Source organism: Gracilibacillus sp. D59, assembly GCF_052246695.1.
In the GTDB taxonomy this organism is placed as follows: domain Bacteria; phylum Bacillota; class Bacilli; order Bacillales; family Amphibacillaceae; genus Gracilibacillus.
In genome coordinates this window covers 666825-681964 of record NZ_JBQQCK010000001.1, presented here as the reverse complement: position 1 = coordinate 681964, position 15140 = coordinate 666825, and the positions used below count along the sequence as shown (strand labels likewise).

11 protein-coding genes are annotated in these 15140 nt (G+C 34.9%); 10 read left to right on the top strand and 1 reads right to left on the bottom strand.

All coding sequences use genetic code 11. The annotated features are described in order from the left end of the window. Window positions 1-12: 12 nt before the first annotated feature. From ACTWP4_RS03000 to ACTWP4_RS02970, 7 genes are all read left to right on the top strand, one after another. Window positions 13-855, top strand: coding sequence for a TetR/AcrR family transcriptional regulator (locus tag ACTWP4_RS03000; protein ID WP_443127269.1), 843 nt, complete (start codon window positions 13-15; stop codon window positions 853-855). Between the two features lie 23 nt (window positions 856-878). Further along, the gene (locus tag ACTWP4_RS02995) at window positions 879-1739 is read left to right on the top strand and encodes an efflux RND transporter periplasmic adaptor subunit (protein WP_443127268.1); all 861 of its coding nucleotides are present in this window, start codon (window positions 879-881) and stop codon (window positions 1737-1739) included. 2 nt (window positions 1740-1741) lie between these two features. Next, entirely contained in the window at window positions 1742-4825 is a 3084-nt protein-coding gene (locus tag ACTWP4_RS02990) for an efflux RND transporter permease subunit (protein WP_443127267.1), read from the top strand. Window positions 4826-5144: 319 nt separating this feature from the next. Then, window positions 5145-6254, top strand: a complete 1110-nt coding sequence (locus ACTWP4_RS02985; RefSeq protein WP_443127266.1) for a glycosyltransferase — start codon at window positions 5145-5147, stop codon at window positions 6252-6254. 52 nt (window positions 6255-6306) lie between these two features. Further along, window positions 6307-7440 (top strand): glycosyltransferase, encoded by a 1134-nt coding sequence (locus tag ACTWP4_RS02980; protein WP_443127265.1) that lies wholly within the window; start codon window positions 6307-6309, stop codon window positions 7438-7440. A gap of 10 nt (window positions 7441-7450) precedes the next feature. Further along, window positions 7451-8215 carry a glycosyltransferase family 2 protein gene (locus tag ACTWP4_RS02975; protein ID WP_443127264.1) on the top strand — a complete coding sequence of 255 codons (765 nt, stop codon included), beginning with the start codon at window positions 7451-7453 and terminating at the stop codon, window positions 8213-8215. 101 nt (window positions 8216-8316) lie between these two features. Continuing rightward, a complete protein-coding gene (locus ACTWP4_RS02970; RefSeq protein WP_443127263.1) occupies window positions 8317-9597 on the top strand; it encodes a nucleotide sugar dehydrogenase in 1281 nt (426 codons plus the stop codon). A 56-nt stretch (window positions 9598-9653) separates the two neighbouring features. Here ACTWP4_RS02970 and ACTWP4_RS02965 read toward each other — a convergent pair whose 3' ends face one another. Then, on the bottom strand, window positions 9654-9812 hold the full coding sequence (locus ACTWP4_RS02965; RefSeq protein ID WP_443127262.1) for a hypothetical protein: 159 nt from the start codon (window positions 9810-9812) through the stop codon (window positions 9654-9656). Between the two features lie 293 nt (window positions 9813-10105). Between ACTWP4_RS02965 and ACTWP4_RS02960 the strand changes: the two genes are divergently transcribed. The 3 genes from ACTWP4_RS02960 to ACTWP4_RS02950 are packed head-to-tail and all read left to right on the top strand — an operon-like array spanning window position 10106 to window position 14939. Beyond that, window positions 10106-10882: an ABC transporter permease gene (locus tag ACTWP4_RS02960; protein WP_443127261.1), complete on the top strand. Its 777-nt coding sequence runs from the start codon at window positions 10106-10108 to the stop codon at window positions 10880-10882. A gap of 13 nt (window positions 10883-10895) precedes the next feature. Beyond that, window positions 10896-12401, top strand: coding sequence for an ABC transporter ATP-binding protein (locus tag ACTWP4_RS02955; protein WP_443127260.1), 1506 nt, complete (start codon window positions 10896-10898; stop codon window positions 12399-12401). A 12-nt stretch (window positions 12402-12413) separates the two neighbouring features. Next, window positions 12414-14939 carry a glycosyltransferase gene (locus tag ACTWP4_RS02950; RefSeq protein ID WP_443127259.1) on the top strand — a complete coding sequence of 842 codons (2526 nt, stop codon included), beginning with the start codon at window positions 12414-12416 and terminating at the stop codon, window positions 14937-14939. Window positions 14940-15140: the final 201 nt, after the last annotated feature.

The following is a 15140-nucleotide window of genomic DNA, read 5'->3' as shown; positions in this document are numbered from 1 at the left end:
GCAACTAAAGAGATGGACACTAAAAAGAAGCGCATGATAGAAGTAAGTTTGAAGCTCTTCTCGGAAAAGGGATTCCATTCTACCTCTATTCAGGAGATTGCAGATCAAAGTGATGTATCCAAAGGGGCATTTTACTTACATTTTGAGTCAAAAGACGATTTACTCGTAGAAATTTACAAATATTATACAGAGACAGTACTTGAGAAGCTAACAAAGATGCAACATGATACGAGTAATCCTTTTGACCAATTCACCAAACAGATTGGCGCATTTCTTCGATTATTTAAAGAGCACAAGGAATATCTCATGATGCATTTCCGAGACAATATCCACCTTGGTGAAAGAATGGATGATTTAATTTTCAATCTACATAAACAGGCCTATGATTGGATGGAAGATCGTTTAATCAATATTTATGGAGAAGCAGTGAAACCATACATAGTTGACGTCATTATTCAAACCGATGGGATGTTAAGTGGTTATTTTAAATGGATTGCGATTCATGACCTTTCCTTCGATCCAGATCGATTAGCTGCTTACATCACCCAAAATATAGATGTCCTGGTGCAAGCTATTTTAACAATGTCTGCGCCACCTGTTTTTCAATATCAAGATTTAAAACGATTCAAGCAATCGAATGAACAGACAATTCAATCTGTCGTCGAGCAAATAAAAGGTCAAATCACCGAAATGGAAAGAGGTGAAAGAGAGCAGATAATAGAAGCATTACATGTTCTTGAAGAAGAATGGCACAAACAAAAACCAAAACAAATTATCATTCAAAGTATGATAGAGCATTTAGAATCGTATCCAACTATTAAATCAACTGTTCAAACATTAAAAACATACTTATAAAAAAATTGAGAGGGGACAAGAAGATGAAGCGTTTATTATTATTACTGATGATTGTGATCATCACATTAGTGGCGTGTTCGGAAAGCAGCGAGGGAGAAAAAGAACAAGAAGAACGCGTAACACCAGTCGAAACAGGAGAAGTAACGAAAGGCGATCTTGTTATGGAACGTAACTTCTATGGCCGGACAATGCCAAATCAATCAATACCTGTCATTCCTTCTGTAGCAGGTGAAATCGATGAATTGGAAGTGGAAAATGGAGAAAAAGTAGAAGAAGACGATGACATTGCAACGATTTCCAGTCCACAAGGAAACATTAACGTAGAGGCTCCGGCAACAGGAACTATCACAAAATTAAAAGCAAAAGAAGGTTCCGTTGTCTCTAATCAGGATCCATTAGCAGTGGTAATTGACCTAGAGCGATTAACTGTGCAACTACAAGTACCTGACGTTCAATTAGATTTATTTGAAAAAGGAAAAAAAGTTACCCTTTTATTACAAAGTGCAGAGGAAGAAACACATGAGGCAGAGATCGAATATGTAGCAGACTCCGCCAATGAAGCGGGTCTATTTCCGATCGATCTTTCATTCGATAATGCTACAACTCATTACAAAGCAGGTGTTGTAGCTACCGTGGTTTTAGAGGATAAGGTAATTGAAGATTCCCTGTTAATTCCAACGGCAGCATTAGTAGAAGAAAATGATGAAACATTTGTGTACGTTGTGGAAGAAGATACAGCAAAAAAAGTTGAAGTTAAAGTTCAAGCTACACAATCAGAGGTTACAGCTATCCAAGCAGAGCTTAACGAAGGGGATCAAATCATTACAAGTGGGCAGTTAACGCTTGTAGATGGTAGCAAAATTAGCGTAGTAGAGGAGGATTAATCATGAAACTAGTCAATACGTCAGTAAAACGACCAGTCGGGGTCATCATGATTGTCCTCGCTATTATTGCAATGGGTGTTATTTCAGTTCGGAATTTAGCGATAGACCTTTTCCCGGAAATTGATTTGCCAATTGCAGTGGTTGCGACTAGCTATCCAGATGCAGCACCTCAAGAGGTCGAAAAACTAGTGTCAGAACCAATTGAGGGTAGTCTTAGCTCAATCGAGGGGGTAAATACGATTCAGTCCCAATCACAAACAGGCTCTTCCCTTGTGATTGTTATGTTCGAAAATGGTACCAATCTCGATAATGCCTTACTCGAGGTTCGGGAAAGTGTTGATCAAGTAAAAGCAATGCTTCCAGATGGAGCCAATGACCCAAGTGTCCTTCGCTTCAACCCGAACCAAATGCCAATCATGTGGGTTGGCTTAACTGGTAGTGATACCACCACCCTACAATCAGTAGCAGAAGATAAGATACAGCCGTATTTTGAACGCCAAAGTGGTGTGGCTTCTGTTAGTATCGAAGGTGGAGAAGAAAGAGTTATTGAATTAGAGTTAAAACGAGCAGCCTTGAAGCAATATGGTGTTTCGACACAATTGATCCAACAAGCATTACAAGGCGCTAATCAGTCTGGATCAGCTGGCGCTATTCAACGAGGAGATCAAGATTTACAACTACGAATTGATGGGACTTTTAATTCAGTAGATGATATTGCTAACTCGATTATTCAAACACCACAAGGTGCACAAATAAAAGTCAAAGATGTAGCAAATGTTAAGGATACATTAGAAAAGAATGGTACAACACTTGTAAATAATGAAACATCAGTTGTATTAAGTGTTTTAAAACAATCAGACGGGAATACGGTTGAAGTATCGGACAATATATTAACTGCAATAGAAGACTTAAATAAAGATCTGCCAGAAGGTGTTAGCCTTGATGTAGTGGTTGATACATCAGAATTTATTAAACAGTCGATCAGTTCTGTTATTCAGAATATGATTTTTGGCGGTATTTTCGCCTTATTAGTATTGTTATTATTCCTGAAAAGTATCAGAGCCACACTTGTTATCGGGGTATCGATCCCAATTGCGATTATTTCAACATTTGTTTTACTCTATTTCACTGGTGAGACGTTGAACGTATTAACGATGGGTGGTCTCGCACTAGGTATCGGGATGATGGTCGACAGTTCGATTGTAATTCTCGAAAATATCGTCTCCTACAGGCAACAGGGATATAACATCAAGGAAGCATCGATCAAGGGTGCATCTGAACTGGCACCAGCCGTAATTGCGTCAACAACGACAACGTTAGTAGTATTTTTACCAATTGTTTTCGTGGAAGGAATGGCATCTGAATTATTTACACCATTAGCGTTAACTGTTTCGTTCTCGTTAATTGCATCACTGGCGGTTGCGGTCACATTAATCCCGATGTTGTCATCGAAACTCTTAACGAAAGCAATGCAGGATAATGGTCGTCGTTACTGGTTCGATCGTATAATGAAAAAAGTAATCAATGGCTATCAACGAGTCATCAAAAAAGCCTTGAAATTACGGAAAACAACGATTGCTATCACGGTTGTCGCAATCATCGCAAGCGTGTGTTTAATACCATTTATCGGCACTGCCTTTATTCCAGAAGGTGATCAAGGTCAGCTAGGAATCACGGTAGAAACACCAACAGGTACTAATGAAGAGAAACGTTTGGAGATTACCGAAAAAGTTAATGAAAAACTGGCAGAACACGATGATATCATTGATGTCAGCTATGTAACAGTCGGTGGTGGAAATCCGGAACAGGCAGTCATGTCAGGTGGGTCTGCTGCCTCCTATCAAATCCAATTAGTACCATCGGATGATCGAGAGCAAACCACTTCTTCATTTGCACAACAATTGGATGAAGAATTACAAGATATTGCCGGAGCAGAAATCACCGTAACGGAAGCTAGCTCTGGCGCTGGACTAGGGGATCCAATCCAAATTCAAATCTCAGGTCCGGAAACAGAAGTGTTAAAGGAACTTTCAGACCAAGTTCTAATGGTGTTAGAGGATGTAGAAGGTGTCTATAATCCAACATCATCTTTATCTGATACACAGCCGGAAATGTCGATTCAGGTTGATCGTGAGTTGGCAGCACAATACGGTTTAAGCTATCAAGAGGTCATGAGTCAAGTTCAGCTTGGATTCACTGGTCAAACGATTATGCAGTATCGTGAAGACGGAGAAGAAATGAATGTGAAATTAATGTATCCGGAAAACCAGCGTTCAACCATTAATGACTTAGAAAACTTATTAATTCAAAACCAACAAGGAACAACGATTCCTTTATCAACCATAGCAGATTTCGAACAAGTACAAAGTGCCGCAACGATATCTAGGGAAAACCAGCAACGCCAGGTAAGTATTACATCCGGCATTGAAGGTAGTGATTTAGGTACGGTATCACAAAATGTTAAAAGTGCGTTAGATTCCATGCACTTCCCTGATGATTATGATTATTCAATCGGAGGACAGGCGGAAGACATGCAAGAGGCTTTCGTAGACTTAGGTCTTGCGTTAGTGTTATCAATTTTCTTAGTGTACGCTGTCATGGCGATACAGTTTGAAAACTTCCTGCACCCATTAATCATTATGTTCTCGATGCCTGCAACAGCAATTGGGGTGTTTGGCGGTCTGTTCATCACGGGTCTGCCGTTATCGATCACGGCCTTCATCGGGGTAATCATGCTCGCAGGTATTGTTGTTAACAACGCAATCGTGCTTGTCGATTATATTAACATTCTCAGAAATCGTGGAATGGATCGAGACGATGCCATTGTTGAAGCAGGTAAAACAAGGCTGCGTCCAATTTTAATGACCACCTTAACAACAATCCTTGCTATGGTTCCATTAGCCTTAGGATATGGTGAAGGTGCCGAAATGCAACAACCAATGGCAGTTACCGTTATATTCGGTTTAGCCACATCTAGTTTATTTACATTAGTGTTAATACCAGTCGTTTATACGTACTTTGATAATTTGTCAGAGCGTGTTAAAGGGTGGTTTACGAGAAAGAATAAGAAAAAGAAAGAAGCGTAATTGAAAGCCTGGTGTACAACACCAGGCTGTTTCAAATTTCAATTCACTAATAACACTTTCGTTTCTATCAATTATCATATAAAATAGAAAGATATGTGATGAAAAGAATTTTCCGTCAGTTCGGGGGATTTGTCCTGCCAATGATGGTTAGCACTAAAACTTCTTTAAATCATCTAAGTCTTAACGAAGGGGCCTTACGGACGATTGTTCACCATGATAGAAATGGAGGATTTTTGACTAATACAGTCATAAACAATCATTTCTATCGAAAGTGTATAATTGCTGTATGACCCTGATAGTAAGCAGGAGGAAGGTAAACATGAAAAAAGTAAACATCGTGTTCTTTATCTATCAAATGGGAGCCGGTGGTGCCGCCAGAACATTATTAAACATTATTAATAACTTAGATAGAAATAAATTTTCTCCTATTTTAGTGACTTTAAACTATGAAGGGTCATATGAACATGCTCTAAAAGAAGATGTCACATTTATTAAATTAGACACGAAGCGATTAAGCAGATCAATTTTTAAATTAGCAAAGATTATTCGAGATGAAAAAGTTGATATTGTATTTAGTACTATTCCAAGAGTTAACACCATTGCAATTCTTGCGAAACTTGTCTCTTTTACAAAAGCCAAGAATGTAATTAGAGAGGCAGATAATCTTGGTGGTTCGTTTAAAGAGAACCTTATGTTATTAGGGTTTGGCCTAATTTATCGGTTATCAAACCAAATTGTCTCACTATCTGAAGGGGTAAAAGACAATCTGGTAAAACGTTATAAAATACCAAGAAAGTCAATTGAAGTAATCTATAATCCAGTCGATGTTGCCAATATCACGAATCTGGCAAATCAAGAAAAGGATTTTCATCATCAGTCACTATTCGACACAGATGACAAAATTATTATTACGGCAGGCAGACTAGTTCCGCAGAAGGATCATCACACGATGCTGCGTGCTTTTGCAAAAGTTAATGAGCAATGCCCTGCAAAATTGATGATTCTTGGAGAAGGATATTTATACAATGAATTAAAACAACTTTCAATCGAATTAAACATAATAGAGCGTGTCCATTTTCTTGGTTTTCAACAAAATCCATATATCTATTTCCGCCAGGCGGACTTATTTGTATTGTCATCAAAGCATGAAGGATTTAGTCATGTTATTGCCGAAGCTTTGGCAACCAAAACAGCCGTTGTTTCGACAAACTGTAGATCAGGTCCATCAGAGGTTTTGGATAAAGGCAGATACGGGTTATTAAGTCCTGTGGGGGATGAAGAGAAGCTTGCGGAGAATATGCTATCTGTATTAGAAGTAATGCCCGAAAAACTGGACGAGATCACAGAAAAAGGTTACGAGCGTGCTACATTCTTCAACTCAAGTAAGATCGTAAGACAATATGAACAAATCTTTCTTGATGTGTTATAATAAATGATTGTTCATGTTTAGTATTACGATTTAGAAGTGGAGGTTTTTCTATTTGTCTCAATCAAGTAAAATTGTCCATATGACGACAGTGCATCATCCTTATGATACCAGAATATATCATAAGGAATGTGTATCACTAAAAAAAGCAGGATATAGTGTGTCGTTAATGGCGCCAATCGATGAACAGAATGATAGTCAGGACGAGAAGAATAAGGTAGAAATCATTCCACTAAAGAAATATACCAATCGATGGAAACGAATGCTGTTTGGACCACTTCAAGCCTATAAGAAAGCAAAAAAAATGAATGCTGATATATATCATTTTCATGATCCGGAATTAATCTTTGTAGGTTGGCTATTAAAAAAGAAAAATAACACAGTCATCTATGATGTGCATGAGGATTATTATACAAGTATTATGCAAAAGGAATATTTTCCAAAGCCAATCAAAAAAATCATTGGCAAATTGTACAATAGCTTCGAAAGCTTTTTAATCAAAAAGATGGAGCTTTGTTTGGCAGAGAAGTATTATGTTGAACGGTATCAGCGGGGAACAAGTATCCTCAATTATCCGATACTCAATGATAAACTAATCAATCAAAAGATTAATCGTCAGATAGACAGTGACAAATTGTTATACACAGGTAATGTATCGGTAGTAAGAGGGGCCTTTTATCATGCCGAAATTCCTAAAATATTGGAGGACAAGCATGTTTATTTTGTTGGGGAATGTTCGAGTGATTTAGCGGAGCAAATGAAAGATCATGCTGCTGAAAAACGTGACTACCTCCATTTTGACGGTATCGACCGTTTTGTCGAGAGAGAAGAGATCGATAAATATTATCTTAACGAAAATTGGATTGCTGGATTAGCAATTTTCCCGGAAACTGATCATTACTTGAAGAAAGAATTGACGAAGTTCTTTGAATATATGAGCGCCGGGTTGCCTATTATCTGTTCGAATTTTCCCAAATGGCAAGCATTTATCGACCAACACCAGTGTGGTATCACAGTTAATCCTGATAATAAACAAGAATTGATTGATGCAGTAAACTTCTTGAAGAATAACCCAATAAAAGCAGAAACCATGAGTTATAATGGTAGAAAGGCTGTACTAGATGAGTTAAGCTGGGAATCTCAGAAGAGCAAACTTATAGCATGGTATGACCAATTACTAAATAAATAGGATGGAAAATATGGATGAAATAAAAGATCAAAATCTAGTTTCTGTTATTACACCAACCTATAATTCAGAAACTTATATACGAGATACGATAGAGTCGGTCAGAGAGCAAACCTATCCGCATTGGGAAATGATAATTGTCGATGATGGTTCAACTGATAATACAATTTCGATAATAGAAAAGTATCAGAATGAAGACAATAGAATCCGATTGATCCCACTTAAAAAAAACCAGGGAGCAGCAGTCGCCAGAAATAAAGCAATGAAAAACGCACAAGGCAGATACATCGCTTTTCTGGATAGCGATGACCAGTGGCTGCCCGAAAAATTAGAAAGACAATTATTATTTATGAATCAACATGATTATGCTTTTAGTTATACAAAGTATTTAGAAGTTCATTCTGATGATCAACATAATAAAGTGGTAACAATTCCTGATTCAGTAGAATATAATGATTTGTTGAAAAATTGTGTGATAGGATGTCTTACAGTTATCTTAGACCGAAATAAAATCGATAAGATCGAGATGGTAAATATAAGAGCTAGACAAGACTATGCTTTATGGTTAAATTTAACACGGAGAGGATTTAAAGCGTTTGGATTGCAGGAAACTTTAGCGAAATATAGAGTTAGACATAATTCTATTTCTAGTAATAAAATAAAAATGGCGAAACAAAATTGGAAAGTCTATCGAGAAGTAGAAAAATTAAGTTTGTCAAAAAGTGTTTGGTATTTTATGCATTATGCATATTTTAAATTAAGGAAATATATTGTATAATTTTTTAGTATGTTTAAATTTGTGGTTTTGTTCAAAAATAAAATATACGTAACGTTAGCTAAAATTCTTAAAAAAATACTTAAATTATAAGAGGTGTAGATATGAATAGAAAGATTGGAATTGTCGGATTAGGTTATGTAGGTTTACCTATAGCAGTTGCATTTGGTCAAGAACATCATGTAGTTGGATTCGATATTAATGAAAATAGAATTAACACATTAAAAAATAATATTGATTTTACCAATGAAGTTGATTTAGAAGAATTGAAAAAGGCAGATATATCGTTCACTGCTGATCCTGTACAACTTTCTGATTGTGATTTTTTAATTATTGCAGTTCCTACTCCAATTAACATGAATAAGTTACCGGATTTCAAGCCTTTAGAAGGGGCTTCAAGAACAGTAGGAAAACACTTGAAAAAAGGCACTATTGTTGTCTATGAATCAACTGTATACCCTGGCGCTACAGAGGAAGTTTGTGTGCCAATCCTAGAAGAAGAATCAGGTCTAAAATCTGGCGAAGATTTCTTTATTGGCTATTCACCAGAAAGAATAAACCCTGGAGATAAGAAGCATACATTCAGAACAATTACTAAAGTTGTGTCTGGACAAACTCCAGAAGTGCTTGATATTATTTCAGAAGTCTATGAAAGTGTCGTGGATGCGGGAGTATTTAGAGCATCATCTTTAAAAGTAGCGGAAGCAGCAAAAATTATTGAAAATACGCAACGTGACGTTAATATTGCGTTAATGAATGAACTAGCAATCATGTTTGACCGTATGGGGATTGATACCGCTGAAGTCTTAGAAGCAGCAGGTACAAAGTGGAATTTCCTTCCTTTCAATCCAGGGCTAGTAGGAGGTCACTGTATTGGTGTGGATCCTTACTACTTAACACATAAATCGGAAAAAGTTGGCTACAGACCGGAACTTATTCTTTCAGGGCGAAGAATCAATGATGATATGGGTAAATATGTAGCGACTGCATTAGTAAAAGAAATGATTAAAGAAAAAATACAAGTACATGGTGCAGGGGTAACCATTTTAGGGTTAACTTTTAAAGAAAATGTACCAGATTTAAGGAATTCAAGAGTTATTGATGTAATTAATGAATTGAAAGAATATGGAATGGATATTCAAGTTTCTGATCCATATGCTTCAGCTGACGAAGCAAAAAGTGAATATGGAGTAGACCTTGTTCCATATGAAGATTTAAAACCTTCCGATGCAGTTGTTCTAGCAGTACCTCATCAATTCTATTTAGATAAATCATGGTCTGAATTTGAAAAGCTTGTAAAAAATGATATAAATATTTTAGTTGACCTGAAAAGTAAATTAAATAAAGAGGATTGTCCTAAGACATTCAAATTGTGGAGATTATAAATAGAAAGAAGCACAATATACAGTTATATTGTGCTTCTTTACATAATAAATGAATTCTAATCAGCCTCTTTTTTATTAATAAAGCCTTCGAATTCATACTCAATGTCTAAATCATCGGCATAATCTTTAAAGGAGTTCCAATGATTTTCGTTTAGATAATCTGAATTCTTTTCACTTGGATGATTAAACTGTGGGTTTTTGAAATTTTTATTCATTAATATGCTCCTTTATTCATTAATTTATTTATAGTTTGTACAACAATATAAATTTTATGAGGGTCATTATATTTGGTAAAAGATGTAAAAGCTTTACAGATGAAATCATCTAGGTTAATATATATTTTTGTTGATTAGTTAATGGAAATTTTGTATATAACATTAATAAAAAAAGAAATATTTTCGAATGATATAGAGGTTCTTGATAGAAAAAAGATTTTGCTTAAACTATAATTATAGAAGTTGGCTTGCAAGTAGTTATTAGAAAATATAGGTGGGTGTCATGTAGATTTATGCGAAATTACTTATCTGAAATATTAAAAAGAAAAGATTTATTATTATATTTGGTTAAATCAGGTTTAAAAGCTGAGAATAGAGATAGCTATTTAGGATATTTTTGGTGGTTATTAGATCCTTTATTAAATGTATTAGTTTACTACTTTTTAGTTGTAATCATTCTACAACGAGGCGGAGAAAACTATGCCGTTTATTTAGTGATAGGGTTAGTTGTCTGGAGATGGATGAATACAACAGTTAAATCATCTGCAAAGGCGATCACGAAATATTCGTCGATTATTAATCAGGTTTATTTGCCCAAATCAATGTTTCCAATAGCTCTATCAACGTCTCAGTTATTTAATTTTGTGTTTGGTTTAGCAGTAATTGCAATATTCTTAGCGGCTTTTGGTGTGATGCCGGGCTGGCAAATAATTTATTTACCATTAGTAATAATTATTCAATTACTAATGTTATTAGCTCTTGGCATGTTCATTTCTTATATTTGTGTGTTTATTAAAGATATTGATTATATATTGACACACATAATAAGGTTGTTTTTTTATGCTTCCCCGATTATTTGGGAAGGAAGTAGACTTCCAGAATCCTTAAATTGGGTCGTGGCGATTAATCCGGTAGCAATTATTTTAAATGCGTATCGTGATGTTTTGATGTATCAAGAGGTTCCTGAATTCACAGGATTATTTGTAATTACAGTTACTTCTTGTATTGCAATTGTATTTATGCTTTACCATTTTATGAAAAATGAACATAAAATAATTAAAGCTTTATAAATGAGGGTTATTTATGTCTGTAAACAATAATGAAATAATAATAAAAGCAGAAAATTTAGGTGTTTCCTTTGATCCAAACTTCAAAAAGGACGATTATAAATCCCATGCATTAAATTGGATGAAAAGAAAGAACAAGAATAAAAACAAAAAAAAGAAACTAGTATGGCCGTTAAAAGATATTAATTTTACGGGTTATAAAGGTGAAGTACTTGGAATAATAGGTTCAAACGGAGCTGGTAAAACCACCCTTTGTAAAACAATTTCAAATATTTTAGAACCGGACAATGGGAGTATTACCGTTAATGGTAAAGTTACGGCCTTATTTTCTTTTGGAATGGGCTTTAATAAGGAATTAACAGGAAGAGAAAATGTGTATCTAAACGGGATGATGTTAGGCATTGAAAAAAAGAAAATCACACAATTCATTAACGATATCCATGAATTTTCCGGTTTAGAGGAGTTTTTTGAAGAACCGATGAAATATTATTCAAGTGGTATGAAAGCTCGGCTTGGATTCAGTGTAGCAGCACATCTAGAGCCCGAGATTTTAATCCTAGATGAAGCTTTAAATACAGGCGATACAGAATTTAGTAACAAAGCATCGAAAAAAATAAAAGAGTTGGTTGATAAGGCAAAAATGGTGATCATTGTTACGCATAGTGTCGGTTTTGCAAAGAAAAATTGTGATCGGTTAATGTGGCTGGATAAAGGGAAAGTACGAGAAATTGGAGATCCTGAACAAATAGTAGAGAATTATAAGCAGTCATTGCCGCCAAGGAAGCCTAAAAAGAAATTAGAAATTGATAAAACAGAGACGATTGTAAAAGATAGTACAGTGATCAAAGCAGAAAACATAAGTGTAGCATATAATTTAAAAAAGAAAACACACTGGGCTTTAAAAGACGTAGACTTCAATATTAAAGAGGGAGAAATTGTAGGAGTTATTGGTCATAATGGAGCCGGGAAGAGTACACTCTGTAAAGTCTTAACGAGAATTCTTGAACCGGAGCAAGGTCAAATTGAAATTAACGGTGAGACTTCGGCTTTGTTAGGTTATGGAACTGGTTTTAATGCACAATTATCTGGAGCTGATAATGTATATTTAAATGGTATGTTGCTAGGTATGCCTTTAGAAAAAGTAGAAAAAAATTATGACCATATTGTTGAATTCTCAGGATTAGGAAAGAGAATTAATCAACCAGTTAAGGAATACTCCAGTGGAATGAAGGCAAGATTAGGTTTTAGTATTGCAGCAACATTAGAACCGGATATTTTTATAATTGATGAAGCTTTATCAACAGGAGATATGGAATTTAAACAAAAAGCTACTGAGAGAATTCAAGAAATGATATTAAGTGCAAAAGCAGTAATAATCGTTTCACATAGTATGAATTTTGTCAAAACTGTATGCACAAGAGCAATTTGGTTTGAGAAAGGAAAAGTTGTTTTTGATGGAGAACCTGAGGAAGCAATTAATAAATATAAAAACAGAGTAGCAGAAAAAAAATCAGGTAAATAGGGTGTTTTTAGTATGAAGAAAAGAATAAAAAAAATAATTGTAAGTATAGTGGAGTTTATTGCTTATAATATAATCTCTTCAAAACATCGTCGTCAAATGGTTGATAGACTTCCTTCCGCATTAAAAAATCGAATCAAGGGCCTTGTCAAAACCGGAAAACAACAGAAAAAATTTAATAATGTAGAAAACATTAAATATAAATTACGAAATCTTGGTTTTGAAGAAAAAGCTTTGATTGAATTAGAGCAGCTTATGAAGACAACCAACGATATTTTGATAAAAAAATTAATCGCTTGGGAGCTAGCTGTTTGGCACTCAAATAAACAGACTGAAGAAGGTGCAAGAAAAAGCATTAAGTTATTACCGATTGTTTCCAGAGGTGAAAAAGATACAGTAAAACTAAGACAAATCACTGTAATTCAAGCGGAAAATTTAATACTTTTGGGTGATATAAAACGAGCAAAGAATTTAATTGATAAAATGCTTAATGTAGAACCTCATCCAGATTTATATTTGGCAAGAGCTAATACAGAGAATTCTGTAAATGACCGCTTAAAATGGATAAATAAAGTATATGAATACCTCTCGCTAAACACCGTTTATTTTAGCCAAATTAATCATGAAAATAATGCCTATGATCAGTTATCAACAGAGAATACCTCTTCAGAAAAATTTAGTGATGCCAAAGTTACGGTTATTATACCGGTTTATAATGCAGAAGAAGTAATCGAAACTTCCTTAACATCGATCCTAAATCAAACTTGGACTAATTTAGAAGTAATAGTTGTGGATGATTGCAGTAATGATGCGACGGAAAATATTGTGAGTAGAATTCAGCAAATAGATGATAGAGTGCTCTTTTTAAAAACACCTACTAATAGTGGTGCTTATGTTGCTCGTAACATAGCACTTGAACAAGCTACAGGAGATTTCGTAACCATAAATGATGCAGATGACTGGTCGCACAGTAAAAAAATTGAAATACAAGTTGAGCATTTATTAAATAATGAAAAATATATGGGTAACACGTCTCAACAGGCTAGAGCAACCGAAAATTTGAACTTTTTTAGAAGAGGTAAGCCTGGCTTATACATTTTTAGTAATATGTCATCTTTTATGTTTAGACGAAAACCTGTCATGGAAAAAATAGGATTTTGGGATTCTGTAAGGTTTGGTGGAGACTCAGAATTTATAAAACGGATTAGATCTGTATTTGGGGAAGACAGTATTAAAGAAATAGAAACAGGTCCTTTATCCTTTCAACGTCAAACAGAGTCTTCTCTGACCGGAAATTCATCATTTGGGTTTCCAGGGTTTTTTATGGGTGCAAGAAAGGAATATTTAGAAGCCCAAGTTTATTATCATAAAAATAATAGTAATTTGTATTATGATTTCCCAATGAAAACCAGACCATTTCCAATTCCTGAACCAATGTTGCCAGAACGAATTAAAAACAAATCACTTAGGAGACATTTCGATGTGATTATTGTTTCTGATTTCCGGTTGGACGGTGGATCTACCTTGTCAAATGTTGAAGAGATTAAAGCTCAGCAAAAAGCCGGCTATAAAACAGGAATAATTCAAATGGCACGGTATGATTACTCACCAAAAAAGAAGATCAATCCTAAGGTTAGAGATTTATTTGATGGAGAAACAGTACAATTACTGGTATATGGAGAAAAAGTTTCTTGTGACCTATTAATTGTGCGATATCCTCCGATGTTGCAAGAAAAACAAATCTATATTCCAGATGTAGTTGCTAAAGATGTCAGATTAATTATTAATCAACCACCTCAAAGCGCATACGGGACTAAATTTGATATTCGTTATGAAATAGATAGCATATATAAAAACATGATCCATTACTTTGGAACGGCAGGTACTTGGCATACAATTGGTCCCCTAATAAGAGATGCTTTAATTACTCATCATCAAGAGGAGATAGCTGATAAGCCATTATCTAAAGACGACTGGTTTAACATTATTGATGTCGAAGAATGGAAAGATTTTCGAAAATCAGAAGAAGACAAGAATGATGTTATAAAAATAGGTAGACATTCCAGAGATTCATACGTAAAGTGGCCAGAAACAAAAGAAAAAATTCTTTCTGTTTATCCGGAAAATAACAATTATCAGGTTTTAGTATTAGGAGGAGCGAGTATTCCTAAAAAAGTGATTGGTTATTTACCGGAAAATTGGAAAGTATTTGAGTTTGGTGAGATTTCACCACAACAATTTTTGAAAGAATTAGACATATTTGTTTATTTTACACATTCTGATTGGGTTGAATCATTTGGAAGAGTGATAATAGAGGCAATGGCTGTTGGAATACCCGTAATATTACCAAACAACTATAAATTGCTTTTTAAAGATGCTGCCTATTACGCTGAACCTGATGAGGTAGAAGGACTTATTAAAAAATTCTTGAATGATCCAACTTTATTGAGAAGTAGTTCAGAAAAAGCCTTGCATTTTGTAGAAGAAAACTTTAGCTATAATATGCATCAGAAACGTATAGAGAGAATAATCTCTAACTAAAACCAAGCCTGTCACAGGCTTGGTTTTCTCACTTATAATAAAATCCCGAAAATTCGCTAAATTAAAAGGATCGCAAACTTTCTCTCTATCAATTGAGGAGGTTTGCGATCTTCTTTATGTTCTGTACAACGGCGGTAGAATCTTGATTTCCTTATAATATACAATAACGAAGCAATAGAATGAAATATATGAATGAGATCA